Source organism: Spirillospora sp. NPDC000708 (assembly GCF_040299565.1).
In the GTDB taxonomy this organism is placed as follows: domain Bacteria; phylum Actinomycetota; class Actinomycetes; order Streptosporangiales; family Streptosporangiaceae; genus Spirillospora.
This window is the reverse complement of sequence record NZ_JBEPCJ010000009.1, coordinates 109,612-135,575: the sequence shown is the minus strand read 5'-3', so window position 1 is coordinate 135,575 and position 25,964 is coordinate 109,612. Positions and strand designations below refer to the sequence as shown.

The 25,964-nt window shown below is 72.7% G+C and carries 23 protein-coding genes and 1 pseudogene; 14 read left to right on the top strand and 10 right to left on the bottom strand.

The genetic code is table 11. The features are described 5' to 3' along the window. Window positions 1-184 precede the first annotated feature (184 nt). Complete coding sequence (locus ABT299_RS09675) at window positions 185-934, top strand: SAM-dependent methyltransferase (RefSeq protein ID WP_500250371.1); 750 nt, start codon at window positions 185-187, stop codon at window positions 932-934. Here ABT299_RS09675 and ABT299_RS09670 read toward each other — a convergent pair. Beyond that, a complete protein-coding gene (locus tag ABT299_RS09670; RefSeq protein ID WP_500250370.1) occupies window positions 907-1,374 on the bottom strand; it encodes a DUF6624 domain-containing protein in 468 nt (155 codons plus the stop codon). The genes ABT299_RS09675 and ABT299_RS09670 overlap by 28 nt on opposite strands. Before the next feature lie 43 nt (window positions 1,375-1,417). On the opposite strand from ABT299_RS09670, the gene ABT299_RS09665 reads away from it, so the two are divergent. Then, the gene (locus ABT299_RS09665) at window positions 1,418-2,686 is read left to right on the top strand and encodes a barstar family protein (RefSeq protein WP_500250369.1); all 1,269 of its coding nucleotides are present in this window, start codon (window positions 1,418-1,420) and stop codon (window positions 2,684-2,686) included. A gap of 35 nt (window positions 2,687-2,721) precedes the next feature. On the opposite strand, the gene ABT299_RS09660 is transcribed toward ABT299_RS09665, so the two are convergent. Together ABT299_RS09660 and ABT299_RS09655 are read right to left on the bottom strand one after the other, a co-directional pair. Further along, window positions 2,722-3,744 (bottom strand): LLM class flavin-dependent oxidoreductase, encoded by a 1,023-nt coding sequence (locus ABT299_RS09660; protein WP_500192277.1) that lies wholly within the window; start codon window positions 3,742-3,744, stop codon window positions 2,722-2,724. Between the two features lie 104 nt (window positions 3,745-3,848). Beyond that, window positions 3,849-3,989: a hypothetical protein gene (locus tag ABT299_RS09655; RefSeq protein WP_500250368.1), complete on the bottom strand. Its 141-nt coding sequence runs from the start codon at window positions 3,987-3,989 to the stop codon at window positions 3,849-3,851. Between the two features lie 200 nt (window positions 3,990-4,189). Here ABT299_RS09655 and ABT299_RS09650 point away from each other — a divergent pair, with 200 nt between their 5' ends. Then, the gene (locus tag ABT299_RS09650; protein ID WP_500250367.1) at window positions 4,190-4,381 is read left to right on the top strand and encodes a hypothetical protein; all 192 of its coding nucleotides are present in this window, start codon (window positions 4,190-4,192) and stop codon (window positions 4,379-4,381) included. Between the two features lie 66 nt (window positions 4,382-4,447). Here ABT299_RS09650 and ABT299_RS09645 read toward each other — a convergent pair whose 3' ends face one another. Both ABT299_RS09645 and ABT299_RS09640 read right to left on the bottom strand, forming a co-directional pair. Beyond that, the gene (locus ABT299_RS09645; protein WP_500250366.1) at window positions 4,448-5,572 is read right to left on the bottom strand and encodes a hypothetical protein; all 1,125 of its coding nucleotides are present in this window, start codon (window positions 5,570-5,572) and stop codon (window positions 4,448-4,450) included. Then, window positions 5,565-6,134: a sigma-70 family RNA polymerase sigma factor gene (locus ABT299_RS09640; protein WP_190853265.1), complete on the bottom strand. Its 570-nt coding sequence runs from the start codon at window positions 6,132-6,134 to the stop codon at window positions 5,565-5,567. The genes ABT299_RS09645 and ABT299_RS09640 overlap by 8 nt, the downstream gene beginning before the upstream one ends. 265 nt (window positions 6,135-6,399) lie before the next feature. Between ABT299_RS09640 and ABT299_RS09635 the strand changes: the two genes are divergently transcribed. The 3 genes from ABT299_RS09635 to ABT299_RS09625 all read left to right on the top strand — a co-directional run bounded on the left by ABT299_RS09635 (window position 6,400) and on the right by ABT299_RS09625 (window position 9,833). Then, a complete protein-coding gene (locus ABT299_RS09635) occupies window positions 6,400-8,646 on the top strand; it encodes a hypothetical protein (protein ID WP_500250365.1) in 2,247 nt (748 codons plus the stop codon). Between the two features lie 177 nt (window positions 8,647-8,823). Then, window positions 8,824-9,309 carry a PH domain-containing protein gene (locus ABT299_RS09630; protein ID WP_500250364.1) on the top strand — a complete coding sequence of 162 codons (486 nt, stop codon included), beginning with the start codon at window positions 8,824-8,826 and terminating at the stop codon, window positions 9,307-9,309. 122 nt (window positions 9,310-9,431) lie between these two features. Beyond that, complete coding sequence (locus tag ABT299_RS09625) at window positions 9,432-9,833, top strand: hypothetical protein (RefSeq protein WP_500250363.1); 402 nt, start codon at window positions 9,432-9,434, stop codon at window positions 9,831-9,833. A gap of 11 nt (window positions 9,834-9,844) precedes the next feature. Here ABT299_RS09625 and ABT299_RS09620 read toward each other — a convergent pair. The 3 genes and pseudogenes from ABT299_RS09620 to ABT299_RS09610 form a co-directional block, all read right to left on the bottom strand. After that, window positions 9,845-10,679: pseudogene (locus ABT299_RS09620) on the bottom strand (MFS transporter). An 11-nt stretch (window positions 10,680-10,690) separates the two neighbouring features. Further along, complete coding sequence (locus tag ABT299_RS09615; RefSeq protein WP_500250362.1) at window positions 10,691-13,948, bottom strand: tetratricopeptide repeat protein; 3,258 nt, start codon at window positions 13,946-13,948, stop codon at window positions 10,691-10,693. Next, window positions 13,945-14,442, bottom strand: a complete 498-nt coding sequence (locus ABT299_RS09610; protein ID WP_387025159.1) for a hypothetical protein — start codon at window positions 14,440-14,442, stop codon at window positions 13,945-13,947. Before ABT299_RS09610 ends, ABT299_RS09615 begins: the two co-directional genes overlap by 4 nt. Before the next feature lie 325 nt (window positions 14,443-14,767). Between ABT299_RS09610 and ABT299_RS09605 the strand changes: the two genes are divergently transcribed. After that, a complete protein-coding gene (locus ABT299_RS09605; RefSeq protein ID WP_500250361.1) occupies window positions 14,768-15,457 on the top strand; it encodes an RNA polymerase sigma factor in 690 nt (229 codons plus the stop codon). Next, on the top strand, window positions 15,454-16,473 hold the full coding sequence (locus ABT299_RS09600) for a CU044_5270 family protein (RefSeq protein ID WP_500250360.1): 1,020 nt from the start codon (window positions 15,454-15,456) through the stop codon (window positions 16,471-16,473). Before ABT299_RS09605 ends, ABT299_RS09600 begins: the two co-directional genes overlap by 4 nt. Before the next feature lie 78 nt (window positions 16,474-16,551). Here the strand turns inward: ABT299_RS09600 and ABT299_RS09595 are convergent, their stop codons facing one another. Continuing rightward, a complete protein-coding gene (locus ABT299_RS09595; protein WP_500250359.1) occupies window positions 16,552-17,547 on the bottom strand; it encodes a zinc-dependent alcohol dehydrogenase family protein in 996 nt (331 codons plus the stop codon). Between the two features lie 134 nt (window positions 17,548-17,681). On the opposite strand from ABT299_RS09595, the gene ABT299_RS09590 reads away from it, so the two are divergent. Further along, complete coding sequence (locus ABT299_RS09590; RefSeq protein ID WP_206699809.1) at window positions 17,682-18,236, top strand: TetR family transcriptional regulator; 555 nt, start codon at window positions 17,682-17,684, stop codon at window positions 18,234-18,236. A gap of 98 nt (window positions 18,237-18,334) precedes the next feature. Here the strand turns inward: ABT299_RS09590 and ABT299_RS09585 are convergent, their stop codons facing one another. Beyond that, window positions 18,335-18,808, bottom strand: coding sequence for a flavin reductase family protein (locus ABT299_RS09585; protein WP_190853242.1), 474 nt, complete (start codon window positions 18,806-18,808; stop codon window positions 18,335-18,337). Between the two features lie 402 nt (window positions 18,809-19,210). Between ABT299_RS09585 and ABT299_RS09580 the strand changes: the two genes are divergently transcribed. From ABT299_RS09580 to ABT299_RS09560, 5 genes are all read left to right on the top strand, one after another. Then, on the top strand, window positions 19,211-20,743 hold the full coding sequence (locus ABT299_RS09580; protein WP_500250358.1) for an APC family permease: 1,533 nt from the start codon (window positions 19,211-19,213) through the stop codon (window positions 20,741-20,743). Window positions 20,744-20,785: 42 nt separating this feature from the next. Then, the gene (locus ABT299_RS09575) at window positions 20,786-21,919 is read left to right on the top strand and encodes an LLM class flavin-dependent oxidoreductase (RefSeq protein ID WP_500250357.1); all 1,134 of its coding nucleotides are present in this window, start codon (window positions 20,786-20,788) and stop codon (window positions 21,917-21,919) included. A 37-nt stretch (window positions 21,920-21,956) separates the two neighbouring features. Continuing rightward, on the top strand, window positions 21,957-23,300 hold the full coding sequence (locus ABT299_RS09570; RefSeq protein WP_500250356.1) for an acyl-CoA dehydrogenase family protein: 1,344 nt from the start codon (window positions 21,957-21,959) through the stop codon (window positions 23,298-23,300). After that, a complete protein-coding gene (locus tag ABT299_RS09565) occupies window positions 23,297-24,496 on the top strand; it encodes a GNAT family N-acetyltransferase (RefSeq protein WP_500250355.1) in 1,200 nt (399 codons plus the stop codon). The genes ABT299_RS09570 and ABT299_RS09565 overlap by 4 nt, the downstream gene beginning before the upstream one ends. Before the next feature lie 67 nt (window positions 24,497-24,563). Continuing rightward, the gene (locus ABT299_RS09560) at window positions 24,564-25,958 is read left to right on the top strand and encodes an NtaA/DmoA family FMN-dependent monooxygenase (protein ID WP_500250354.1); all 1,395 of its coding nucleotides are present in this window, start codon (window positions 24,564-24,566) and stop codon (window positions 25,956-25,958) included. Window positions 25,959-25,964 lie beyond the last annotated feature (6 nt).

Here is a 25,964-nt window from a genome sequence, read left to right as displayed (position 1 = left end):
GCACCGGCGGTGGCGACACCTGCTCAGCGCGTCGGATGCCGACACTGCCGTCTCAACGGAGTTGGCCTCCTGCCGCACCGTGGCTATGCTACACGCACAACAGTTTGATCTTGAGCGGAGGCCATTCGTGCCCGAGGACGGTCCATCACCGGAGATCGACACCACTCGGCCGAGTGTCGCCCGCATGTACGACTACTACCTGCACGGCAAGGACAACTTCCAGGTCGACCGCGACGCCGCGGACCGGGTCGCGCGGGCCATGCCGGAGATCGGCGAGCTGGCCCTGGAGAACCGCTCCTTCCTGCGCCGCTCCGTGCGGTACATGGTGCGCCGGGGAATCCGCCAGTTCCTCGACATCGGTTCCGGGCTGCCGACCGTCGGCAACACCCACGAGGTCGCGCAGGAGATCGTCCCGGACGCCCGCGTCGTCTACGTCGACAGCGATCCGATCGTGCTGGTGCACGGGCGCGCGCTGCTCGCGACCAACGAGTTCACCACCGTCGCCCAGGCCGACATGCGCCGGCCCGCGGACGTCCTGGAGCACGCCGCGACGACCGGTCTGATCGACTTCTCCGCTCCGGTCGGCGTTCTGATGATCGCCATGACCCACTTCCTCACGCTGGACGAGCGAGAAGGCGTCATGGCGCCTCTGCGCGACGCCCTGGCGCCGGGCAGCCATCTCGCCGCGACGCACGTGACGACGGAAGGGCACGACGCGGCGGCCGTCGAGCAGATCGAGGCTGCCTACGCGGCCACCCCGACGCCCATCTATTTTCGCGGCAAGGCGGATATCGCACTGTTCTTCGAGGGCTTCGAGTTCGTCGATCCGGGTCTGGTCACCATCGACGCGTGGAATCCCGAAGACGATAAGGCGGACAGGCCGGCCAAGGATGTCGGTAAATGGCTTTACGGCGGCATCGGCCGCAAAATCTGAGTCCACGCCACGCCGTTCGTCGAGGCGGCGGCGCGTTTCTGCATCCTATTCGGCCACATGCCGTACTGGGTGCCGTACCGCTGAGGCAGGCCGGCATTGACCCGGACGCGATCCTCCAGGTAGGCGAGATCCTTCGGATCGGCGTCGCCGCGCTCCACCGCCTCTCGCATCGCCCGCAGGAAACGGCGTTGCGCCCGCCGGCGCCAGTCGGCGTGCTGGGCGAGCAGCCAGGCGGCGTGGGCCGCGTCCCTCCCGACCAGCGCGGTCCCGGGCCACCCCCGCCGCCGGACGACGCGGTCGAGCCACGCGGTGTTGCCGCCGTCGACCCAGACGAAGCGCAGGGCCTTGAGAGGCGAGAGGGAGGTCTGCGGGGTCGATGCGCGGACCCTCTGGTCCCGCGCGGCCCGGCGCAGCAGATCCGCCCGCAGTCTCCGATCCACGACCCCACTATCCCTCTCCGGGCTCCCGGTACGGTCGGGGGTCATGACCGACCGCCTGGACCGATCCGACGACCCGTGGCAGCGGCGGTGGACGTGGGACCGGCGGTTTCCACCGCGTTGGCTGCTCGTCGGATTCACCGGCACACCGCAGTTCCCCGACGACGACGCCTTGGCGTTGTGCGCCGACATCGACGGGTTGTTCGTCGACCTGCCGCCCCGTCCGCGGGAACGCTTCACTCTCCTGGACTGCGTGCCGGACGGCGCGCTCGCCTCGGTGATCGACTCGCCGGCCTCCACCACCGCGGGGTCCGAACGAGCGTGGCTGGGCAACCTATGGCTGTCGTCCAGACCCGATGACCCTGCGGCACGGCGCGGCTGGATCGGTGAGCAGTTGCTGGACGTGACGGTCGTGGGCCACCGGCCGTCCAAGACGTCCCCGGAACACCTCGACATCGACCTGGAGGGCCTGGCCGATGTGCAGGACCGCACCGACGGTGTCGCCCGTCCTGACGACGTCACCGGATTGGTGTTGAGCGGTCCGGATGGCGCGCCGTGCGGTGTCTGCGCCGACATCACCGGCCTGTTCCGGGAACCCGCCGAGCCGCCGGTACCGCACATCACCCTGGTCGGTTGCCGGCCCGAGCCGCCGCTGCTGACCGCGATCGCCGCGGCACACCAGACGACGAAGGCCGGGCTGCGCCGCCGCCGGATGTCGGCGGACGTGGGAGCGGTCGCCGCCGACGGTTCGGCGGTACGTCTGGTCGGTGGCAACGTGTCCGGCACTGTCATGTCGAGCGTCCCGTCCGCGCTCGGTCCCGACCTCCTGGACGTCACCATCGCCGCCGACGCACGCGAACCGCACCCTGCCGCGACCCGCGACATCGTGGACCTGTGGTTCACCGGTCGGCCCACCGAACGCAGCCTGTGGGCGCGCTATGACCGGACGCTGCGGCACGAGTGGGCCGGCGTGGCGCTGGCCCATCACCGTGACAACGACCCCGACCAGCGGGCAGGAACCGTCTTTCACCTCGACGGCCGCTTCGTCACCGACATCGAGGGCTTCTACTGCGCCATCGGTGAGGCGATCAACGGCCCAGGCGGCTACTTCGGCTGGAACCTGGACGCCCTCGACGACTGCCTGAGCGGGAAGTGGGGCGCCGCGGCTCCCTTCCGGCTGGTCTGGCACGACTCGGCGGTGGCCCGCCGGCACCTCGTCGCCGGCCCCGACCGCCACCGACATGCGCCGGCGGTGCCCCTCGACACACTCCTGGAGATGCTCACCGCTCACGGCATCGACGTCGAACTACGCTGAACATCGACACGCGATGGGCCGGGGCGGGAGCGTCCTCAGCGCCAGCCGAGCTCGGGTGCCACGTGAGTCAGGATGTTCTCCAGGACGTGCACGTTGTAATCCACGCCGAGCTGGTTGGGAACCGTGAGCAGAAGCGTGTCCGCCGCCTGAATGGCCTCGTCGCCCGCGAGCTGCTTGACCAGCACGTCCGGCTCGGCCGCGTATGAGCGTCCGAACACCGCCCTGGTCTTCTCGTCGATCATCCCGATGTGGTCGTCCGAGTCGGCGCTCCGGCCGAAGTAGGCGCGGTCCAGATCGCTGGTCAGCGCGAAGATGCTGCGGCTCACCGAGACACGTGGGGTGCGTTCGTGCCCGGCGTCCTTCCACGCCTGCCGGTAGGCCTCGATCTGCTTGCGCTGCTGGACGTGCAGCGGCTCGCCGGTCTCATCGTCCTTGAGCGTGGAGCTCTGCAGGTTCATGCCCAGCTTGGCCGCCCACACGCTGGTCGCGTTGGAGCTCGAGCCCCACCAGATGCGGTCGCGCAGGCCCTCGGAGTGCGGCTCGACGCGCAGCAGCCCGGGCGGATTGGGGAACATCGGCCGCGGGTTCGGCTCGGCGAAGCCCCTGCCCTGCAGCACCATGAGCAGCACCTCGGTGTGCTTGCGCGCCATGTCGGCATCGGTGTCGCCCTCGGGGGGCTCGTACCCGAAGTACCGCCAGCCGTCGATGACCTGCTCCGGCGATCCCCGGCTGATGCCGAGCTGCAACCGCCCACCGGAGATCAGGTCGGCGGCCCCGGCGTCTTCGGCGAAGTACATCGGGTTCTCGTACCGCATGTCGATCACGCCGGTGCCGATCTCGATGCGCGAGGTCTTCGCACCGATCGCGGACAGCAGCGGGAAGGGAGAGGCCAGCTGCCTGGCGAAATGATGCACCCGGAAGTAGGCGCCGTCGGCGCCGAGTTCCTCCGCGGCCACGGCGAGGTCGATCGACTGCAGCAGCGCGTCCGCCGCGGACCTGGTCTGCGAGCCCGGGCCGTCACTCCAGTGACCGAACGAGAGAAAACCGATCTTCTTCACACCGTCGTCAACCATCCCGACGCCCACGAGATTCCAGCACGCCTGACCACGGCCGTGCCACGATCATCGACCGTCGCACACCAAGCCCAGCGGAACCCCCCTGCTCAGGGCGCCGGCGCGGGGCCGGGCGGGAGCTGCACCGTCGTGATCAGGTCGCAGGGACCGGTGCCGGAGCCGCTGTAGGCGTGGGTGATCTGGTCGGCGGTGGTGATGCGAACGGCGCGGTCTTCCGGCGGCCCTTGCATGAGAGGGACGAAGATGCCGAGGGTGTCGGCCAGGTGGACCAGAGTGGCGAGGTTGCGGTTGCCCTGGCGCTGACCAGCTCGCTGGCCTACGGGTGCGCCGATCTCCTTGGCGTCCGCGAGCCTCGTGGTGGAGCTGGCTGCACCGGGCGCCGGCGGTAGCGGAGTCGCCCCGCTGGTCGGCGGCCGCCGGGGTGCTCGACTTGATCGCGAACCTGCTGTTCCTGCTCGCCGCGTGCAGCGGCGACCTGTCGGCCGTGGCGGTGATCGTCGGCTTGTACCCGGCCGGGACGGTTCTGCTCGCCCGCGGCGTCCTGCGCGAGCGGATCGGCCGCGTCCAGATCGCCGGACTGGACACCGCCGCCGTCGCGGTCAGCCTGCCGGCCCTCACCTGACCCGGATCCTGCCTCTCATCGCTCCCGATCAGGCAAGGGCGGCCATCGCCGACACCGGCCCTGGCCTCAGAGGCGGTGGGCGGGCAGGGTGGGGACGGTGTCGGTCCAGCCCTGACGGCGGACGAGGGTGTACCCGTCGAGCTCGCCCGCGAGGCGGTTCTCCACGGCGAGGGGGCGCCCCGTCCGCGAATCGATGATCAGCCTGGTGTCCATGGCTCCGGTGGCGGTCCAGAAGGCGACGCCGTGGCGGCCGAGGCGGTCGGTGACGGTTCCATGGCTGCGGTCGATCGGAAGGCCGGCCAGCACGCGGTACAGGGTGGCCTGGACGGCGGGCGGCGCGGGGGCGCCGACCAGCAGGTCGGTGATCTGCTGGAACGTGACGTCCGGCGGGGGAGTCCGGCCGGCCTTCGGTTCCGTCGCCGGGGTGGTGGAGCCGAGCCACAGCTCGTCCAGCGCCGTCTTGAGCGCCGTGGGATCGGTGGGCAGCGCGGCGATCTGATCGAGGGTGATGGGGGCGCCCGCCGCGCTCGGATAGGTCGGTTCTTCCTGTCGGGTCGTGCGCATGGTGCGCTGCAGGGCGAGCGCTGCGGGTGGGGCCGTCCGCAGGCCGACGCTCATGCCGTGGATCTCGCACGTGCGGGGACGCGGCGCGCCGGTCCGCCGCCAGGCGCGTTCGTCGGCGCCGCTCAGCCTCCGGTCGGTGACCGCATCGACGACGAGCCAGCTGGTGTCGCGCCCGGATCGGGCTGCCCAGAGCCGGGCGCGGCACGTCGAGGAGAAGCGGTACAGGGGTTTCGCGGTGGGGGGCGGCGGCCCCGCGGCGGTGTCGCCCAGGTAGCTCGCCGTGGTGTAGGTGCTGAGGTCGGCCGTCCAGTACCGTCCGGCCGCCGTGTCGCCTTGCTGGAGCGTCGTGGCGGCGGCGAGGAGGGTTCGGCGTGCCGACGGCGGATCGGTGTCCTGGCCGGTCGTGCGTGCCACGACGATCAGCCCGGCGACCAGGGCCGCCGCCGCGACGATGGCGCCGCCGTACCGGACGCGCCGTCCGGGCGCGCGGGTGGGGACCCGGCCCGGCTCCGGTCCCGACATCGCGCGGGCGCGGATGCGTTCGAGCCGTCCGGGATCGGCGGGCGGGTCGAGCCGGTCCGGCCGAACGGCCGCCATCGTCGCCAGCAGATCGGTCTTCCTACTCATCGGTGTCACCTTCACTTCCCGGATCCGCGTCGCGCGCCGCGTCGTCGATGTGGCGGTCGAGGTGGCGGCGCGCCCGGTGGACGCGCATGGCGAGCGCGGGCCGGGAACAGCCCAGGACCTCGGCGGCCTCGCGCGGCGACAGCCCGTGCCAGCCGAGCAACATCAGGACCTCGCGGTCCCGTTCGGGCAGCGCGGCCAGCGCCCGCAGCAGGACGGTCCGGTCGACGATCAGCTCGGCGACGTCCCCGGCGACCGGCGGCGAGGTCGCCGCCCAGGCATGCAGTTCCGCGGCGATCAGGTCCTGCCGCACCTCCTGGCGCCACTGCTCCCGGATGACGTTGCGCGCGACGCCGATCAGCCAGGCCAGCGGGACGTCCGGCACCACGTCGCGCCGCCGCCACGCGATGACGAACGTTTCGCTGGCCACCTCCTCGGCGAGCGCGCCGCCGACCCGCGTCACCGCGTAGGCGTACACGCGGGCGAAGTACCGGCCGAACAGCTCGTCGAACCATTCGGTCGACCCCCGGTCCGCGCGCTCGGCGCGAGGCTCCCGACCGCTCACGCCACGCTCGTCCAATCTCGTCACACTGAGAAGTGAGCAAAACCGGCCCGATATCACTAGAGACAGGAAAATGATCCTCCGCTCGCCCGGGAACGGTGCCGGAGGCCACGACGCACGGCTGTGTGCGGACGGCCGTAGGGGACGCGGCGACGCGGTGGCTCTCGACGGCCGTGGCCGCGGTGGTCATAACACCGGGATCCACCGGACAGGCCCTAGAGTCGATGGCTCCCGGTCACTGCAGGGAAGGTGCGCGATGGTGGGCTCTGTGGGATTGGACGCCGGTGCCGTCGGCGAATGGTGCGCTCGTGCGTTCACCGGGGCACCGACGGTGGCCGCGCGGTTGCCGGCCGGTTCCGGCAGAGCACACGGCGAATACGCCGAGCGGGCACTTGCCCTGCGCATGGGCGCTCTTGTGCAACAGGTGCCGCCGTATCGCGCGCTGCGCGGACTGCAGGCGGTCGTTCCCGACGGGTGGGCGGACCGCATGGCGCGGCGGTACGCATCGCACGCGCAACTGGTCCCGCCCTTCCGGGAAACGGCCGCCGATATGCGGCCCACTGCGTACGGGTGGGTCGACAGCCTGCGGGAACGGGACCTGAGGAAAGCGTTCATCGCGTTATCCAGCCCGCCGGAGCCCGGCCCGGTGGAAGCGGTCCTGTCCGAGCTGATCGACCGCGTCCGGCGCTATTTCGCCGCGCACTCGAGAGTCGGCGTGATCGGCGGCGCGGAGACGGGGCTGGCGCGGCTCTGCCTGATGCTGGCCCGGTTCGAGGCGGGTGTGCTGCCGGAGGCGGACGCCACCGTCGAGCAGATTCACCGGAGCGTCCCTGAGGACGAGGTGCGCGAGCTGGTCGGCCTCGTCCGGAAGCTGCCCCGCGCCCTGGGCGCCCGGCTGGGCGGGCCGGGCACCATGCGGGGCGTCGCCGAGCCCGTGTTCGTGCACGGGCTCGCGGAGGGCGACCTGATGATCGGCGACACGCTGGTCGCGGTCAGCCTCGGCGGCGCGGCCGAGGTGGCCCGGCGGCTCCGGCACCTCGTCGCGCACGCGTGGCTCGACACCGGCGACCTCTACGGCGTCCGCGCGGCCGGGGTGTACCTCGCGGACTCGGGCGCCCTGGTGACCTGGCCGGTCACCGACCTCGCCGCCCGGTTGCTGTCCGGCGCCGACCCGGGCGCCGCCCGCGCCGAGTTCCGTGCTCTGGCCGAACGGGAGATCGCGGCGCCCAGGCCGGTGGCGCGTGCGGACGCCGCGCTCCGGCACCGGCGCGACTGCGCCCTGGTCGAGACGACGATGCCCGCCTCCGGTGGGCGGCCGCGCCCCGGCTGGTCGGTGACGCCCAACGGACCGACCTGCCCCAGCCGGGACCTCGCCGAGTTGGCCATGCCGTTCTGCGCCGGCCTTCCCGACGGCTGGCGCCTCGACTACTCCGAGGACCCCTACGGCACCATGCCCCCGCACTGGGAAGTCGTCAAAGGGCGCCAGAAGTACCCTTCGCCCGGGACCGATGCCGACGGTCTCGCCCTCGTCCACTTCTTCGCCACCGTGCACGAAACCCGGAGTGCGCCGGTCGAAAAGAAGGAGTCCATTCGCGCGACTCCGAAGAAGCCCACCGTCTACGGGCCGGAAGTGTGGAACACCGCCTTCGGCGCCGAGTGGACGTACTGGGACCTGTGGTTCAGCGCCGTGTGCGTCGCGGACCACAACGGCGACTGGGACGAACTCGACGCGAGCCTCTTCGCGAAACCCGCCAACCGGGATTTCGCCGAGCGCATGTGGTCGCACCTGGTCGACCTCAGGAAGCGTCTCACCGCCGTCGGGAGAACCACCGCGGACCTCGCCGGTGCTCTGGCCGCCGACCGCAAGACGCTGACCAAGGCACGGTCGAAGGTGAAGAAGGGCACGGGTGTCCGGGACAAGGACCATTCACCCGCCATGCGCGACACCCCGAGCCAACGGCACATCGTTCGGGCGCACTTCGGTAGCTGGGATCTGTATCCGGTCTCACCGCGCCCGTTTTATAAACGACTTTCCGCGGCCGCCCCGTTCGACCTCGAAGCTCCGGGCTGGGGCGTTTCGGCCTTGGAGAAGGTCAGCCCCCTGTTCGACAGGCTGAACGAACTGGAGGACGAGCACGCCGACGATCCGCCCGTTCTGCTGGCCGTCCGCCGGGCCGGGCTCACCGCCGCTTCGCTGGCCTTCCACCGTTGCGACGACTCCTACGGCGTACTCGGCGACGATGCCTCCGCCGCGATGCTGCGCTTCACCTGTACCGACTGGCGCGCCACCGGCATCGACCCCACCGTGTTCTGGCGCGACGTCCTCGAAATTTTCGCTGTTCTGGCCGACTTCGGAGCGACGTACAAGCACGAGAGCGAGTTGATGGCGAATCTCGGCGCGGACCGCGACCGGGCGTTGCTCGATGCGGTGGTCGAGGACCTGTGCGCCTCGTACATTGCCGACCGGCTCGACTGGTTCGCGAAGGAGGTCGCAAAATTCCGGAATTCCTTCTAGGGGCCGTCCCGGGAGGATGTGCCCGTCAATGACCGTGCACCAGTGGGTCGTTGCACGCAGAGGGCCATCTGCAGACGGGGATCGGTGCCCCGGGATCCGGAACCCGCCTGGTCAGGCATCGTCCGCCGGCGACTCGGGTTCGTGCGACCGGTCCTTGAGCTGCTAGACATCTGGCGCATGGAACAACGAACCGTGCGCTGTCACCGCTATCTGCTGATCATGACGGCGCTGGTGGTGTTCCTGGCCGTCAGTGCCGGCCTGCTGGTGCGAGCACTGCTCCGGGGTCTGGCGTACCTGGAGACGCTCGGCGCGATCCTCCTCCTGGCCGTTCTCGCCGCGGCCCTCGTGACGGCCGTCGGCGCGCTGCGCAGCCGCGCCATCGTCGACGACCAGGGCGTCACGGTCGTGGGTGCACTGCGCCGCTGGCGCTACGCCTGGGACGACGTCACCGAGATCACCCTGCACGCATCGCTGCGCTACTGGGAGGTGTACCTGCGCACGGCCGACGCCGAGCGCCGGATCTTCTTCTATCCGGTCGGGGTGTTCGCTCCTCCGGCTTCCGGGGAGCGCTACTCCACGCCCCCGCCCTACACCCCGCCCGGCCTGGCGAGGCTCTACGAGCGCCTTACAGACCCGGCAGAGCACCCGCGTCCCCGCCCGTAGCGGCCATCCCAGGCTGAGCAAGATCAAGCCACACGTCCTGAGCTATATGCTGACCTGCGCAGTTTTCGCCTAGCAGGATCGAACAGGGTGACGGGACAGCGATGCCGACGCACGAGTGGACCATGGCCAACGACGATCACGGCTCGCGTCCGCGCCCCGGGCGGAGGAAGTACTTGATCTTCGCCTTGGGCTTGGCGGGGGTCCTGGGGCTGTTCGCCGTGCTGTACCTGATCGGTGGGCAGGGAGGAAGCGCCCAGTCCCTCGGCCCGAAGAGCTACAGCACCCACGTGGAATGCCAGGTGAACACGTCCGGATCGCAGGGCACGGTGACGGTCAGCGGCACGATCACGGGCAATGCGACCCGCTACGCGGTCACCGTCGAGGTTCTGGACACGGCCTCTCACCAGCGGATCGGCCTGCAGACCTTCGAGGTTCGAGGTTCGAGGACCTTCGGCGGAACCACCGCGGCGCAAGCTCCGATCGGACCCGCGGGCATCGAATGCAAGATCACGAAGGTCGCCTAGGACGCCGTCTCCTACGGTGCCGGTCTGGCGGATGGCGTCGCGCGGTCCTCGGCACCTGAGGCGCGGGAGGGGGCGCCGGCCTCCTCCAGGCTCACGCCATTGGTCTCAGGGGCCCACAGGGCGGTGAAGACCATGCCCAGCAGCAGGGTCGCGGCCGTGGCGACCATCACGGCGCCGACTCCGGCGTGGTCGAGCATCACCGGGAGCAGGAAGGTGCCGGCGGCCGCCCCGACGCGGCTGATCGCCGCGGTGACACCGAGGCCGGAGGCGCGCAGCGCGGTCGGGAACAGTTGCGGGGCCCGGCAGGAGACCGACCCACAGGCTGAGCACCGCCAGCACGCCCATCGAGTACAGCAGGGCCGGACGGCGGCCGATCCGGGGGAGGACGGCCAGCCCCAGCAGCGAGCCCACCACCGCGAAGGCGAGCGGCAGCACCGTGCCCCAGAACTCGTCGCGGACGTCCGAGGCGTTCAGGACGTCGGGGAGGAACACGAACAGGGAGAAGCTCGGTACCGCGAGCGCCGTCCAGAACAGGCCGCCGACCAGGGTCCGGCGCCACATCGCGCGGCCGAACGGGTCCCGCCAGGGACGCTGCTCGGCGGTGTCCGCCGCTTCGTCGAGCGACACGTTGGAGCCGAGCCACCTGTCCACGACGGCCCGCGCCTCGGTGCCGCGACCCTTCCTGATCAGCCAGCGGGGCGACTCGGGCGCGCCGACGCGCATCAGCAGCACGACCGCCGCCGGCACCGCGCTGGACGCGAGCGCCCACCGCCACCCTTCGTCCCCGGCCTCCCGGATCCCGCGTCCGGCCGCCCCGGGCGCCCCCGAGCGGGCGCGCCCCGACATAGTGGTCACGTTCACGGGATGGCCAGGTCCAGGACGGTCTGCGCCGCCTCGTCGAGGGCGCCGGCTCGCGTCAGACGGCGCACCCGCCTGGCATCTTTCCAGCGCAGCAGTATCCAGAGCATCCGCTTGGCGACGTCGAGCGACGCTTCCAGGCGAGGCGAGTACACGTCCGGGACGGCCTCGGCCAACTCCCGGTGCAGCGCCACGGACTCGCGGATGGACGCGAACCCCCCGAAGAAGTCGCGTCTCCGGGCCTGGGCCACGGAGAGGGTGTAAAGGGACATGGCGAGGTAGCGGGTGAAGCTCCCCGGATCGCTCGCGGCCAGCGGCCGGCACAGGTCGACGGACTCGCGGGCGGCGTCCAGCGCGTCACGTCCGCGTCTCAGCTCGCCCAGGATCGCCGCGAGGTTGTTGAGCGTCTCGGCGAGATCGGCCTGGTAGGCGCCGGGCGTCGCCTCGGCCAGGTCGCGGTAGATCCGTACGGACTCCTCGGTGACCGCGGCCGCTTCTTTGTTCCGTCCGGTCTCGGAGAGGACGGCGCCGAGGTTGCTCAGCGACATCGCGACGTCCGTCATGTACGCGCCGGGGGCCGCCTCGGCCAGCCGCCGGTACCGGTCCACGGCCTCCCGGCCCGGCCCCAGCGCCTCCTGGAAGCGGTCCAACTCGATCAGCCTCGTGCTGAGGTTGCTCAGCGAGTTGACCAGTTCCGGTTCGAACGCGCGGGGATGGGCCTCGGCCAGCCGCCGCCGGATGTCCACCGCCTCCCGTGCCGCGTCGAGGGCCTCCTCGAACCGTCCCAGCTGCCCCAGCCTCGTGCCGAGGTTGCCCAGTGCCAGGGCCAGGTCGGGCTCGAACGCGACCGGGTCCGCGGCGGCCAACCGCCGCCGGATCGCCACCGCCTCCACGGCGACGTCGAACGCCTCCTCGTACCGGCCCAGTGCGGCCAGATCGATGCCGAGGTTGTTGAGGGACGTGGCGAGGCCCGGCTCGAACGCGGCCGGGTTCGTGCGGGCCAGCCGCCGCCGGATGTCCACCGCCTCCCGCGCGGCCGCCGCCGCCTCCTGCCGCCTCCCCACCGCGGTCAGCGTCGTGCCGAGGTTGTTCAGGGTGGCGGCGAGACCGGGCTCGAACGCGGAGGGGTCGGCGCCGGCGAGCCGGCGCTGGATGACGACGGCCTCCTGGGTGGCCGCGAGCGCCTCCTCCCGGCGGCCGAGCTTCCACATGTTGCCGCCGAGATGCTGCAGCGTCGCCGCCAGATCCTCCTCGAACCGGGACGGGTCCGCCTCGGCCAGCCGTCTGCGGATCCCGACGGCCTCCAGCGTCGCCGCCAGCGCCTCGTCCCGCCGTTCGAGCGCCAGCAGGATCGGGCTGAGGTTGTGCAGCGAGGTGGCCAGGCCGGACTCGAACGCGGCGGGGTCCGCGTCGGCGAAGCGCCGCCGGATGGCCACGGACTCCTGGACGGCCTTCAGCGCCTCCTCACGGCGGCCCAGTTGCAGGAGCGTCCCGCAGAGGTCGTTCAGCGACGTGGCGAGGAGGGGCTCGAAAGCCTCCGGATCGGTGCCCGCCATGCGCCGGTACAGGTCCACCGTCTCGGCGATGGCTTCGAGGGCCTCGCCGTGCAGTCCGGCGTAGCCGAGGCGCACGCCGAGCTCGTGCCGGATGCCGGCGATCCGGCCGGGATCTCGGACGGTGGCCAGCCGGTGGGCGGCCAGGCGCCGGGTGAGGGCCGCGATGCCGACGTCCAGGTCGACGTGGCGGCGGCCGGGCACGTGGGGCTCGATGGCCTCCAGGAGGCCGACGGGCACTTCCGTCGACTCCGCCAGGGACGCCAGGGCCGTGCCGCCCGCCTCCAGCGCCAGCCGCGGCCGGTCCCGCAGCAGCGGGTAGACCTGGTGCTCGGCGACCCGGCGCCACCTCCGGCCCGTCTCGATCAGCGTGATCACCGCCTGCCGGGTGTAGGGGAGGGCGCCGGGGCCGTCCCGGTCCGGCGCGAGCAGCCGGACGGGCGCCGTGGACGTCCACGGGTCGGTGGCGTGGTAGCCGGCCTCGTCCTCGGCGCCGGGCAGGGTGAGGGCGAGGAAGTCCTCGCCGAGCCGGTCGGGGTAGAGCGGTTCCAGGAGGAGCGCCGGATCGGCGGGCGGGTAGCAGCAGGAGTGGTCGCGCAGGATCCCCTCGCGTGCGGGCGCGGTGTCGGCGACACCGGCGCGCGCCAGCGCCGCTTCCGCGTCGGCGGGCGGCAGCGGGCGGGTGAGGACCGCGACGTACACGGCCTTCCCCATCGTCGCCGCCGGTGTCCCTAGGGGGCCGTTCCCGCCGTCATGGGACGAGCGCCAGTGGTCGTGCTCGCGGTCCAGCAGGTAGGACGACAGGCGGGCCTGATCGCCGCCGGTGGGCGCGGCCGTCCCCCGTGAGGCGGCGTCGACGTCGGCCAGCGCCCGCATGTGCAGGGTCAGCGGCGAGGCGAATCCCGGGTCGTCGAAATCGGCGGGGCCCGCGATCGCGTCCGGGTCCGGGACGTCGAAGATCTCCGCGAAACGGTTCCGGGCGGCGGCGTACATAGCGGACCGCACATCGGACCCGCCGGGGAGCGCCCGCATCCGCACCGCCTCGGCGTCCGGCACGTCGAGCTTGGCGAACTGGTGCGCGAGGCCCTGCCACCAGGTGCCGGCGGGCCGTGCCAGAAGCAGGACCCGCAACCGGTCCCGGGCCGCGTCGCGATGCCGGCGCACCAGCGCGACCAGGTCGCCGAGCGGCCACCGTTCGGCGTAGTCGACGACCAGGACGAGGCCGGGCGCCCGCACCGTGAGGTGCACGTCGCCGCCGTCCGCGGCGGCGACCTCGCTGACGTGGCGCGCCAGGGCGACCGTCCATCCGGCGGCCGCCGACCGCGCGGCGAACTCGGCGGCGAGCCGCGTCTTGCCCTGGCCGCCCTCGCCGTGGACGAGCCGCACGGACAGTTCCGTCCCGGCGTCCTCCCGCCACGCCTCCAGCAGGTCCAGTTCCGGCCGGGGGAAGTACGGCACCACCTGGTGGCGGGCCATCAGCAGGCGGCTGGGGACCCGCGCCAGGTCGGGCAAGACCGTCGCAGGCCCCGGAAGGGGGAACGGCTCCACGCGGTAGGGCGGTGCGCCGCGGTAGATGTAGTTGTACTGGTCGCCATGCTGGACCGCGTTCACACTGCCATCACCGGCCGCCGCGACGTATTGGGTGAACACCGGGCGGTCCGGTCGTCCGGTCGGGTCCGTCGGGTCCGGCCCGCGATCGGTCACGCCTCCGCCTCGCCATCACCCGAACCCGCGCCGCTCCCGTCCTGCGCGGGCCGTCCCGGGCCGGACGCGTCCATGTAGAAGGTGTACTGGTTGCCGTGCTGCACCGCGTTGACGACACCGTGATCGTCGGCGGTGTTGTTCTGCAGCCAGACCCGCTGGGTGACGGGGAGCTCTCCGCTCACGTCGTCGATCAGCGCGCGAAGGTCGGCCTCCGACTCGGGGAGCTCGCGCAGGAGCGCCGCGAACCGCCGCTTCCACGGCCCGACGAGGTCCCGCCGAGCGCCGTCCGGATCGTCCTCGCTCCGGACGAGTTCCGCGTCGCCGTCGAGCTGGGCCTCGACCGCCGACGCGGCCCGCCCCTGCCGGTGGAACAGCCGGGCCGTTCTGGTGCGGGTCGCCTGCCACGCCTCGGTCGCCATCGCCGCCACCACCGTCGTGGCGCCGGTGAGAGCGAGCGCCTCGACCACAGCCTGAGCGTCCTGAGGGTCCGTCATCGATATCCCCTTTGAGCGAGCCCGCCCGCCGACCGGTTCTCCCGGCGAGGACGCGGGAAGCGCGTCACGCCGATTGGACGTCTCGCCCCCTCTCACCGGTACTCCCGCGCGTCGTCCGCTTCCGGTCAGTCGCAACCCCGCCGGTCGCGATCGACGAGGACGCCCGAGTGGACCGGCACCGCCGACCGTACGCGCCGCCGAGCCGTCATGACGCGAGCGATGTGCCGCAAGGGGAACCCGTTCCGGGCTTGCGAGGAATCATCCATGACGGATCCCCGGCACAGGAGGCCAAAGTGCACAGAACGACGACCCGGCGGGGACGGACGTGACTCTCATCGACGAACCGGACCGGTGCATCGCCGCCGCGTCCGAGGACCCGAACGGGTCAGGTGCCGTCGACGCCGATCCGGTCGCGCCCTCCGGCGGGGAACCCGGGGACGCGGTCCTCATGGCGCGGTCGCTGGCGCAACCCGAGCAGTTCGCGCCGCTGTTCCACCGGCACGCGCCCCGCATCCACCGTTACATCGCCCAGCGGCTCGGGCCGGACGCCGCCGACGACCTGGTGGCCGAGACGTTCCTGGTGGCGTTCCGGAGCCGGCACCGTTTCGACCCCGGCCGCGCCGACGCCCGGCCCTGGCTCTACGGCATCGCCACCAACCTCATCGCCCGGCATCGGGCGGCCGAGGTCCGCACGTACCGGCTGCTGGAACGCGCCGCGCCCGCCGGCGGCCCCGCCGCGCGGTCCGGTGACGAGGTGGGCGAGCAGGTCGCCGACCGGGTCACCGCGCAGAGCCTGCACGGTCCGCTGGCAGGGGCGCTCGCCGGGCTGCCCGCTCGCGTCCGCAACGTCGTGTTGCTGGTCGCGTGGGCGGACCTCAGCTACGACGAGGTCGCCGAGGCCCTGGACATCCCGGTCGGCACGGTGCGGTCCCGGCTGCACCGCGCCCGCCGCCGCCTCCGCGACGCGCTCGGCGGCGCCGACCCCACCCTGATCTCGGAGGAGGACACCCCGTGAACGAGCTGGACATGCTGCGCGCGGCGCAGCCCGACGTGCCCGCACCGAGCCGGGAGTCGCTCGACGGCGCCCTCGCCCGGATCCTCGCCGACGGGCCGGAGGCCGGGCCGACCGGCCGCCGCGCCGCGCTGCCGCGGCCGGGCCGCCGGGCGGTGCTCGCAGGGGGAATCGCCGCGGCCGCCGCGGTGGCGGTCGGTGTCGTGCCGGTCCTCGGCGGGCACGGCTCCGCGCCGGCCGAGGCCGCCGTCGTGCTGCGCCGGGCGGCCGCCGCCACCCGCGCCGGGACCGACGCCGCCGCCCGTCCCGGCCAATGGATCTACGTGGAGTCGACGGTCCGGGGCGTCCCCGGCGCAGGCGTGATGTGGGCCCCCGGCGAGGACGCCGACACCCCGCACCCGACCACGAGCTTCCACATCCGCAGCTGGTATCCCGCCACCGGCGGGAAGATCCGCGACTGCAAGGCCGCGGGCGGCCGCCACGGCTGGTGCGCGGTCGACCCGGCCATGGTGGTGCGCCAGGTGAACGGGCGCGAGGAGAAACTCGCGCTGTTCCCCGACCAGCATGGCTGGGATCCCGACAGCGAGGAATTCGTCCGTTCGCTGCCCACCGACCCGGCCCTGCTGCGCGCGCGCGTCTACGCGCAGGCCGACGAGAAGTCCTTCCTGCAGAACTTCGACCGGGACCAGGCGGCCGTCGAGACGGTCGCCGATCTGATGCAGGGCCACATCCCGCGCGACCTGCGGGCCGCGCTGTACGACGTCCTCGCCCGCGTCCCGGGCGTCCGCCTGGACAAGGACGCCGTCGACAACGCGGGCCGGCACGGCATCGGTTTCGCCCGTACCGGTCAGGGTGAACGCCTCCAGATCATCGTGGCGCGCGGAAGCTACCGCTACCTCGGCGACCGGCTCACCGCGGTCGGCGACCTGCCCGGCGGCGTCAAGGCGGGCACCCTCCTGCGCTGCAGCGCCCAACTGCGCGTCTCCGTGGTCGACAAGCCGAGGCAACGGCCCGCCTGACCCGGGGGGAGCCGCAGCATGGTCGGCGACCGCGGCTCGTCGCGGGGCAGGCGCTGGTCAGGCTCCCTCTCCGTGCCGTCAGCCGGACGCGCCGGTGGTGACGATGATCTTGCCGGGGGCCTGCCGGCCGCTCTCCAGGTACCGGTGGGCCTCGACGATCTCCTCCAGCGCGAACACCCTGTCGACGGCCGGGTCCACGGCGCCGCTGCGCAGGCCGGCGAAGAGGAACGCCGCGATGCGCCGCACGGCCGCGGGATCGAGGGTGTGCTCGAAGCTCATGTAGCGGTGGGTGGTGATGGCGTTCGAGGGGTAGGGCGCGGGCCGCGGGTCGAGCCATCCGACGGTGACGAGGGTGCCGGTGAAGCGCTTGGCCGCCGCGGCCAGGTCGGCGAGTCCGGGACCCATGACGGAGTCGAGGATGATGTCGGCCCCGGCGCCGCCCGTGAGCAGGGAGGCGGTTTTCGCGAGGTCGTCCTGGTCCGTGGCGATGACGGCGGCGGCGCCCGCGGCAAGGAGTTCGTCCCTCTTCGCGGTGTGCCGGGTCACCGCGATGGGGACGGCGCCGATCTGGTTGGCGATCTGGATGGCCGCGAGGCCGACGGTGCCCGAGGCGGCGGTGATCAGGACGTTGTCGCCCGGCTGCATCTTGGCCTTCTCCACGAGCGCGCCATAAGCGGTGGAGTAGGCGACCCAGAGCGCGGCCGCCTTGGCGGGGGTGAGGCCCGCAGGGCGCTTGACGACCCGCGCGGCCGGAAGCACGGTGTAGTCGGCATAGGTGCCGTTGGACGTCATGTCGGGCACCGCGGTGATCAGGACGGCGTCGCCGACGCCGAGCCCGTCCACGCCGGGGCCCAGGGCATCGACGATGCCCGTTCCCTCGCAGCCCAGCCGGGCGTGAGGGAGCCGGATCGGTACGGGGGAGGCGCCGGAGCGCGTCAGTTCGTCGAGCCGGTTGACGGCGAACGCCTCGATCCTGAGGCGCACCTCCCCGGGCCCCGGTTCGCCGGCCGGCTCCTCGACGACGCGCAGGACCTCCGGGCCGCCGATCTCATCGAAGACAACGACTCGCGCCATAGGACGACTCTCCTTGAACGGGGCGGGCGTCACCTTCCGCGGTGCCGCCGCTTGCCGGCCCCGCTCCATTCTTTGTACGTTCGTTCTATTAAGTCAAACCGGATCACCAGGAGGCGGCGGTGGCAGGACGGCCCGTGGACCATCGGCGACGCGCCGAGTTGCTCGACCGCGTGGTGGACTACACGGTCGAGCACGGGTTCAACGACCTCTCATGGCGCCCCATCGCCGCCGCTCTCGACGTGTCGCCGACCACGCTCGTCCATCGCTTCGGTTCGAAGGACCAGATGCTCCAGGACGTCCTCGGGCGCCTGCGCGAGCGCATCTTCACGGCCATCGGCGAGGCGGCCGACCACCGGCCCGGACTGGCCGGGGCGGCGCGGGCGGTCTGGGAGCGGACGTCCGACCCGCGGCAGGAGGCGGAGTTCCGGCTGTTCTTCGCCGTCTACGGTCGTGCGCTCCAGGCCCCCCGGCAGTTCTCCGACTTCTTGGACCACGTCGTCGCCGACTGGATGGATTCCCTGTGCGACGCGCAAGGCCCGCACGTCGACCCGTCGACGGCCGCTCGCGAAGCCACCCTCACCATCGCGACGATCCGCGGTCTGCTCCTCGATCTCCTGGCCACCGGGGACCGGGCCAGAGTCCAGGACGCGGCGGAGCACTTCCTTGCAGGACTCCAGGGCAACCCCTAGCAACGCTGTGAACCGCCGGCGGTGAACGCGTCCCTCGCGGTGACGGGCCGCCGGCTCCCGCACCGCTGATGGAGCGTTCCAGGTCGGCCCCGGAACGATCAGCCGAGCCTGCGGAAGGCGCTGGCGTGGAAGACCAGGGGCGGGACGTCCGCGGCCGCGTCCAGGTCGTGGACGCGGAAGACGACGATGTCGTGGTCGCCTGAGCGGACCTGCTGCTCGATGGCGCAGTCGAACCAGGCGGACGCGCCTTCGACCAGCACGCAGCCGTCGGCGGTGGACCGCCAGGCCACACCGGCGAAGCGGTCGCCGGTGCGGGCGCCCAGGCGCCGGCCCACATGCTCCTGGTGGGCGCCGAGCACGCTGATGCCGATGCGCGGCGACTCGCGCAGCAGCGGCCAGGTCGTGGAGGTGCGGGCGACGCACACCGACACCAGCGGCGGATCCAGGGACACCGGGACGAACGAGCTGGCGGCGATGCCGGCCGGTCGTCCGCCGACCAGGCCCGCCACCACCGCCACTCCGGTCGGGTAGGCGCCGTAGACGCGGCGCAGCTCCAAGCCGAGCGTCGTCATCGTGAGGTCCCCTTCGCCGGCGTATTCCCTACTATCCCTACTCGCATAGTGAAGATTGTGACGGTTCGTCGGCTTTCGGTCAACGCCGCGACCGCCTGTGCCATACGGGTCCGGCGCACCTCCTCGCTGGTGGGCGCGTGGGCGAGCGATCAAGGAGTGGCCTTAATCTCTACTAAACAGGTCTGTTTTAGGGTAATCTCCTCGCCGTGTCCCAGGCAGCTGACCTCTACGGTCGGCGGTACCTCGACTTGTGCCGCCTGTTCGGTTCGCGCTGTCGCTGAACCTCCCGGTAATACGGCTCCCAGCCCCGTCCGTGCCGCCGTCCCCACCAGGTGCGCGGCGCGCCGATGACGCGCGCCCGCCGACCCCCTTCTCCGGCCAGCACCGAGAGGTCCCCTCACCATGACCACAGACGAATCGACCCTGCACGAAAAGCGGCCGCCGTCCCCGCGGCCCGCCCTGGCGGCCCCGGCGGGGGAACTCCGCGCGGACGCCGTGTCCGGCCTCGGCGTCTTCGCCCAGGGCCTGGCCGCCGCCGCGCCCAGCGTCGCGATCGCCGGAGTGCCCGGCTCGCTGTTCCTCGTCGCCGGGAAGGGCGCCTTCTGGGCCGCCATCGTCGGCGGCGTCCTCGCGTACCTCATCGCCGCGGTGATCGCGCTGCAGGCCCGCCGGACGGTGTCGTCCGGATCGCTCGGCACCTATGCCGGGAACGGCCTCGGGCCGGCGGCGGCCTTCGTCACCGGCTGGGCGCTCATCATCGGCTACATCGGGTTCGCCGCCGGCGGCGTGCTCGGCGCCGTCCTGTACTTCAACTCGTTCCTGCAGGAGATCGGCCTGCACACCGACCACCTCGCGGTCAAGGTGCTGCTGCTCGTGCTCGCGTCGGCCGTGGCGTTCCTCATCCCCTACCGCGGGGTGAGCCTGTCGGTGAAGGCGGGCCTCGCCTTCGAGGTCGTCTCGCTGCTGGCGATCTCCGTCATCCTGGTCGCCTCGTACGTCCACTACGGCGCGCACGTCGACTCCGGCCAGTTCGGCCTGGACCACCTCGGCCGCAGCGTCACGCTGATCGCCGCGGTCACCGCCGTCGGCTCGTACGCCGGCTTCGAGAGCGCCGCGTCGCTCGGCCACGAGGCCAGGGACGCTCACCGGAACGTTCCACGCGCGATCCTGCGGCTGGTCATCGGCCTTTCGCTGGTCTACCTGATCGCGACCTACCCCGAGGTGCTCGGCTTCCAGGGGCCGCACAGGCTGGACGCCGACAGCACCCCGCTGCCGGTCGTCGCGCGGAACGCCGGCGTCCACTGGGTGACCTACGTCGTCGACCTGTCGCTCGGCACCGCGATGATCGTGTTCTCCTCGGCGGTCATCAACTCGGGTGCGCGCAGCCTGTTCACCCTCGCGCGCGAGCGGGCGCTGCCGAGCGCGCTCGGGCGCGTGCACGCCGGCTTCCGCACGCCGCACGTCGCGATCGCGTTCGTGAGCCTCGTCGGCTTCGCGGTCGGCCTGATCGGCACCGTCAGCGACGTCGGCCGGTTCAAGTGGGACGTCTACGTCAGCATCGTGTCCAGCTACTCCTACCTCTTCGCCTACCTGCTGGTGGCGATCGCCACCCCGCTGTGGCTGCGCGGCATCAGGTCGCTGACGCCCGCCGGCCTGGCGGTGTCGATCCTCGCCGTCCTCGGCATCGGATACGTCATCTACAAGAACCTGGTCCCGGTTCCCGAGGGCGCCTACCGGTACCTGCCGTACGTGTTCGCGCTGCTGATCGCCGCCGGTCTCGCCCGCTACCTGTGGCTGCGCGCCCGACGGCCGGACGTCGCCGCGCGGGTGGGATCGATCCAGACGCTGTCGGAGGCCGAGCAGGAGCGCCTCGCCTCCCTCGGCATCCTCGACGCCGCCCGCGCCGGAAGGCGCACCCGGCGCGCGCCGGAGTGACCGGCGCCCACCATCCGCCCACCGAGAACGAGGGATCAGACCGTGCCCATCCACCTGCACTGGTACCTGCCGACGAACGGCGACAACCGCGACATCGTCGGCTCCGGCGACGGCTCGCAGAAGACGCTGTCCGCCGTCCGGTCCGGCTTCCGCCCGCCGACCGTCGAGTACCTCGGCGGCATCGCCCGCGCCGCCGAGCAGCTCGGCTTCGAGGCGGTCCTCACCCCGACCGGGACGTGGTGCGAGGACGCCTGGATCACGACCGCCGCGCTGTCGGGGGTGACGAGCCGGCTGAAGTTCCTGGTCGCGTTCCGGCCCGGGCTGGTCTCGCCGACGCTCGCCGCGCACCAGGCCGCGACGTTCCAGCGGATGTCGGGCGGACGCCTGCTGATCAACATCGTCACCGGCGGCGACTCGGTGGAGCAGCGTCGCTTCGGCGACCACCTCGACCACGACCGGCGCTACGAGCGGACGGAGGAGTTCCTGCGGGTCTTCCGCGGCGTCGCCGACGCCGCGGAGCCGTTCGACTTCCGCGGCGAGCACTACGACGTCGAGGGGGCGGCGATCCCGTTCGCGCCGTACACGCCGCCGCCCGTCTTCTTCGGCGGCGCGAGCCCGGCGGCGGAGCGGGTCGCGGCGCGGACCGTCGACACCTACCTGGCGTGGGGCGAGACGCCGTCGCAGATCGCCGAACGCCTGAAGCGGATGCGCGGGCTGGCCGAGGAGGCGGGCCGCACGCTGTCGTTCGGGATCCGCTTCCACGTGCTCGGCCGCGACACCTCGGCCCAGGCGTGGGCGGAGGCCGACCGGCTGCTCGACCGGATCGACGAGTCCCGCGTCCGCGCGACGCAGGAGGCGCTCGCGGCCAGCGAGTCCGTCGGGCAGCGCCGGATGCTCGCGCTGCACGGCGGCGACCGGCGGAACCTGGAGGTGTACCCGAACATCTGGGCCGGCTACGGCCTGGTCCGCGGGGGAGCGGGCACCGCGATCGTCGGCAGCCACCAGGAGGTCGCCGACCGGATCGAGGAGTACCACGACCTCGGCATCGACCACTTCATCCTCTCCGGGCAACCGCACCTGGAGGAGGCGTACCACTTCGCCGAGGGCGCCGCCGCCGAGCTGCGGAGCCGCGGACTCGTCGCGCCCGCCGCCGGCGCGCCCGCGGCGCGGCCCTGACATGGGCTCCACCACTTCACACCCCGAAAGGACCGACATGACCGCAGGACCCGCCGTCGACATCGCCTACTACGCCGGTGTCACCGATGAGGAGTTCGCCACCTGGACCTCGGTGGCCGAACGCGTCGCCGCGGAGCTCGCCGAGACCGCGCTCGCCCGGGACCGGGCCAACCAGAACCCCGTGGCGGAGCTGCGCCTGCTCCGCGAGGCCGGCCTGCTCGGCTTCGCGGCGCCCCGCGAGCTCGGCGGGGGAGGCGGCAGCCTGACGCAGGCGCTCAAGCTGTCGCGGATCGTCTCCGCGGCGGACGGCTCGATCGGGCAGCTGCTGACCTACCACTACTCCAACGGGGTCTGGACGCACATCCTCGGCACGCCCGAGCAGCGGGAGCGCATCGCCCGGGGCGTCGGCACCGAGGGCTGGTTCCAGGGCAGCGTGAGCAACCCGCGCGACCCCGGCGTCACCGTGGAGCGCGACGGCGACGGCTACCGGATCACCGGCCGGCGGACGTTCGCGACCGGCGTCGCCGTCGCCGACCTGATCACCGTGCTGCTCTACGGCGACGAGCCGGTGAACGTCGTCATCCCGCCCGACCGTCCCGGCCTCTCCTTCGGCGACGACTGGGACAACCTCGGCCAGCGGCTGACCGCGAGCGGGAGCGTCACCTTCGACGGGGTCGTCGCGCACGCCGACGAGGTGCTCGCCGGGCTCGGCGACGGCGCGGCCGACCGGCGCCGCGACGGCCTGCGCGGCCTGTTCAGCCAGCTGATCTTCGCCCACCTGTACGCCGGCATCGCCGACGGCGCGCTCACGGCGGCGGCGCGGTACGTGCGGGAGAAGGGACGGCCCTGGCCGGAGGCCGCCAGCCGGGACGTCACCGAGGACCCCTACCACCTGCAGCTGCTCGGCCGGCTGTCGGCGTCGCTCGCCGCCGCGACCGCCCTCGCCGACGCGGCGAGCGAGGAGTTCGAGGCCGCCCTCGCGCTCGGCGCGGACCTGACCGAGGAGCGGTGGGGGCGGCTGGCGATCCTCATCGACCAGGCCAAGGCCGTCACGACCGAGACGGTCCTGGACGTCACCCACAACATCTACCAGGCGACCGGCGCGCGCTCCACGGCGAACGCGGTCGGGCTCGACATCTACTGGCGCAACGCCCGCACGCACACGACGCACGACCCGCTGCCCTACCGGCAGCGCGAGATCGGCCGCCACGTCCTGACCGGCGAGCTGCCGCGGCCCCGGCAGTTCGCCGACCTCGCCAAGGCGGCGGACGTCACGCAGGGCGCGGCGGCGGACACCGCGACCGGCACGACCGCCGCGACCGGCACGACCGCCGCGACCGGCACGACCGCCGCGACCGGCACGGAAGCCGTGGAGCGATGAGCGTCGAGTTCCGCACGCTGACGGCGCCCGACGAGGTCAACGCGGCGTTCCGGGTCTTCCTGCGGGCCATGGTCGGCCTGCCCTTCCGGGACGTCGACGCGACGGAGATCACGGAGGCGGGCCGCTACCTCGGCGCCCTCGACGGGGGCGAGGTGGTGGCCGGCGCCGACTCCTACACCAGCCGGCTCGTCGTCCCGGGCGGCGCCCGCGTCCCGCACGCGGCGGTGACCCATGTCGGCGTGCTGCCGACGCACCGGCGCCGCGGCATCGTCAGCCGGCTCATGGAGCGGCAGCTGCGCGACGCCGCCGGCCGGGGCGAGGCCGTCGCCACGCTGCGCGCGTCCGAGGCGGTCATCTACGAACGCTTCGGGTACGGCGTGGCGTCGTCGGCGCAGCCGGCGCGCGTGACCCTGGACCGGGCGCGGCTGCGTCCGGAGGTCCCGGCGGGCGGGAAGGTCCGGCTCGCCGACGGGGCCGCCACCGTCGAACTGCTGGCCGGCGTCTACGAGCGGGCCGCGTGGACCGGCGCGATCGACCGGCCGGACGGCTGGTGGAGGCTGCAGCACCGGCTCCGCGAGTCCGACGCGGTGGCGCACTACGTCGCCGTCCACAGCACGGGCGGCGTGGACGACGGGTACGCGATCTACCATCCGCTGGACACGGCGGGCTGGTTCACCAGCTCCGAGCGGGTGGTGGCCGTCACCGACTTCGTCGCGCTCAACGACGGCGCGCGCGCCGGGCTGTGGCGCCACCTGTTCTCGCTGGACCTGATCGACGTCGTCGCGTTCGACTCCCTGGCCCTGGACGACCCGCTGCCGCTGGCCGTCACCGACCGTCGCTCGGTCGCGCTGGGCCCGCCCCGCGACGAGACCTGGCTGCGGCTGGTCGACGTCGAGGCGGCGCTGCGGGCGCGCGCGTTCGGCGGCGAGGACCCGGTGGTGCTCCAGGTGAGCGACCCGCTGCTGCCCGGCAACGACGGCGCCTACGAGATCGGGCCCAAGGGGGTGCGGCGCACGTCCGCGCCCGCGGACTTCGGCGCCGACGTCGCGACGCTGGCGGCCGCCTACCTGGGCGGGACGCGCTGGCGGCACCTGGCGGCGACCGGGCGGGTGGCCGTCCACGACCCCGGCGCCGTCCGGCGGATCGACGCGCTCTTCGCGGTCGACACGCTGCCGTTCTCGGGCACGGTCTTCTGATGCCCGGACGCCCCGGCGCGCGCGCCGCCCTCCCCGTCCCGACGCTCGTGAAAGGCGGTGACCTGCCGTGACCCGGCCCGACCCGTTCATCCTCTCGGCGTTCACCATGTCGACCGTGTCGCACGGCAACACCGGCCTCTGGCGGCACCCGGACGACCGGACCGCCGGCTACACCGAGCTGTCCTACTGGGTCGACCTCGCCCGGCGCCTGGAGGCCGGCGGGTTCGACCTGCTGTTCATCGCCGACGCGGTGGGGCAGCTCGACGTCTACGGGGGCAGCGCCCGCGAGGCGCTCGCCCGGGCCGTGCAGACCCCGGTGACCGACCCGCTGCTCGTGGTCTCGGCCATGGCGGCCGCGACCGAGCGCCTCGGGTTCGGCGTCACGGTGTCGACGACCTACGAGCACCCGTACCTGCTCGCCCGCAAGTTCAGCACGCTCGACCACCTGACGGGCGGGCGGATCGGCTGGAACATCGTCACGTCCCTGCTGGACAGCGCGGCGCGCAACATCATCGCCCGCGAACGCCAGATCGGCCACGACGAGCGGTACGCGATCGCCCAGGAGTTCCTGGAGGTCGTGTACAAGCTCTGGGAAGGATCCTGGGAGGACGGCGCGGTCCTGCGCGACCGCGACAGCGGTGTCTTCACCGACCCCGACCGGGTCCACGGCATCGGTCACGCCGGGCGGTACTTCTCCGTCCCCGGCGCCCATCTGGTCGAACCGTCACCGCAGCGGACGCCGCTGCTGCTGCAGGCGGGGACGTCGGCCGCGGGCCGCGCGTTCGCGGCGCGCAACGCCGAGCTCGTGTTCGCCGCCGACCCCCGTCCCGAGGCGCTGCGCCGCAACATCGACGACATCCGGCGGCGCGCGGTGGAACTCGGGCGCAGGCCCGAGCACATCAAGTTCATCACCTCCGTCACCGTGGTCGTGGACGAGAACGACCGGGCCGCCGAGGCCAAGGCCCGCGACCTGCGCCGGTTCCGCGACACGCGCGGCGGCCTGGTGCTGCTGTCGGCGCTCAGCGGCGTCGACTGGTCCGGGCACGACCTCGACCGGCCGATCGGCGAGTTCGACACCGACGCCAGCCGCTCTGTGCTGGCCTCCGTCGCGGACCCCGCCGTCCGCGAGCGGCTCACGCTGCGCGACTACGTCGACGGGCTGGGCGGGTTCGGCGGGGACGCGCTGGTGGGCGGACCGTCCACCGTCGCCGACGCGCTGGAGGACTACGCGGCGAGGACGGGCGTCGACGGGTTCAACTTCGCCTACCTGGTGACCCCGGGCAGCTTCGACGACCTCGCCGAGCACCTCGTCCCGGAGCTGGGCAGGCGGGGCCGGGTGCGGGAGCGCGGCGCGCCGCGTCCCGTTCGCGACGCGCTGTTCGGCACGGGCCCCCGGCTTCCCGACGACCATCCGGGCACCGCCTTCCGCCATCGCGCCCTTCGACCGGCCTCTACTCGATAAAAACGG

What these genes read in the sequence shown, in the direction of transcription:
- ABT299_RS09565 (WP_500250355.1), top strand. Translation starts at nt 23,297, where the DNA reads ATGAGCGTCGAGTTCCGCACGCTGACGGCGCCCGACGAGGTCAACGCG.
- ABT299_RS09665 (WP_500250369.1), top strand. Translation starts at nt 1,418, where the DNA reads ATGACCGACCGCCTGGACCGATCCGACGACCCGTGGCAGCGGCGGTGG.
- ABT299_RS09630 (WP_500250364.1), top strand. Translation starts at nt 8,824, where the DNA reads ATGGAACAACGAACCGTGCGCTGTCACCGCTATCTGCTGATCATGACG.
- ABT299_RS09625 (WP_500250363.1), top strand. Translation starts at nt 9,432, where the DNA reads ATGGCCAACGACGATCACGGCTCGCGTCCGCGCCCCGGGCGGAGGAAG.
- ABT299_RS09595 (WP_500250359.1), bottom strand. Translation starts at nt 17,547, where the DNA reads ATGGCGCGAGTCGTTGTCTTCGATGAGATCGGCGGCCCGGAGGTCCTG.
- ABT299_RS09570 (WP_500250356.1), top strand. Translation starts at nt 21,957, where the DNA reads ATGACCGCAGGACCCGCCGTCGACATCGCCTACTACGCCGGTGTCACC.
- ABT299_RS09675 (WP_500250371.1), top strand. Translation starts at nt 185, where the DNA reads ATGTACGACTACTACCTGCACGGCAAGGACAACTTCCAGGTCGACCGC.
- ABT299_RS09585 (WP_190853242.1), bottom strand. Translation starts at nt 18,808, where the DNA reads ATGACGACGCTCGGCTTGGAGCTGCGCCGCGTCTACGGCGCCTACCCG.
- ABT299_RS09645 (WP_500250366.1), bottom strand. Translation starts at nt 5,572, where the DNA reads ATGAGTAGGAAGACCGATCTGCTGGCGACGATGGCGGCCGTTCGGCCG.
- ABT299_RS09655 (WP_500250368.1), bottom strand. Translation starts at nt 3,989, where the DNA reads ATGCAAGGGCCGCCGGAAGACCGCGCCGTTCGCATCACCACCGCCGAC.
- ABT299_RS09610 (WP_387025159.1), bottom strand. Translation starts at nt 14,442, where the DNA reads ATGACGGACCCTCAGGACGCTCAGGCTGTGGTCGAGGCGCTCGCTCTC.
- ABT299_RS09580 (WP_500250358.1), top strand. Translation starts at nt 19,211, where the DNA reads ATGACCACAGACGAATCGACCCTGCACGAAAAGCGGCCGCCGTCCCCG.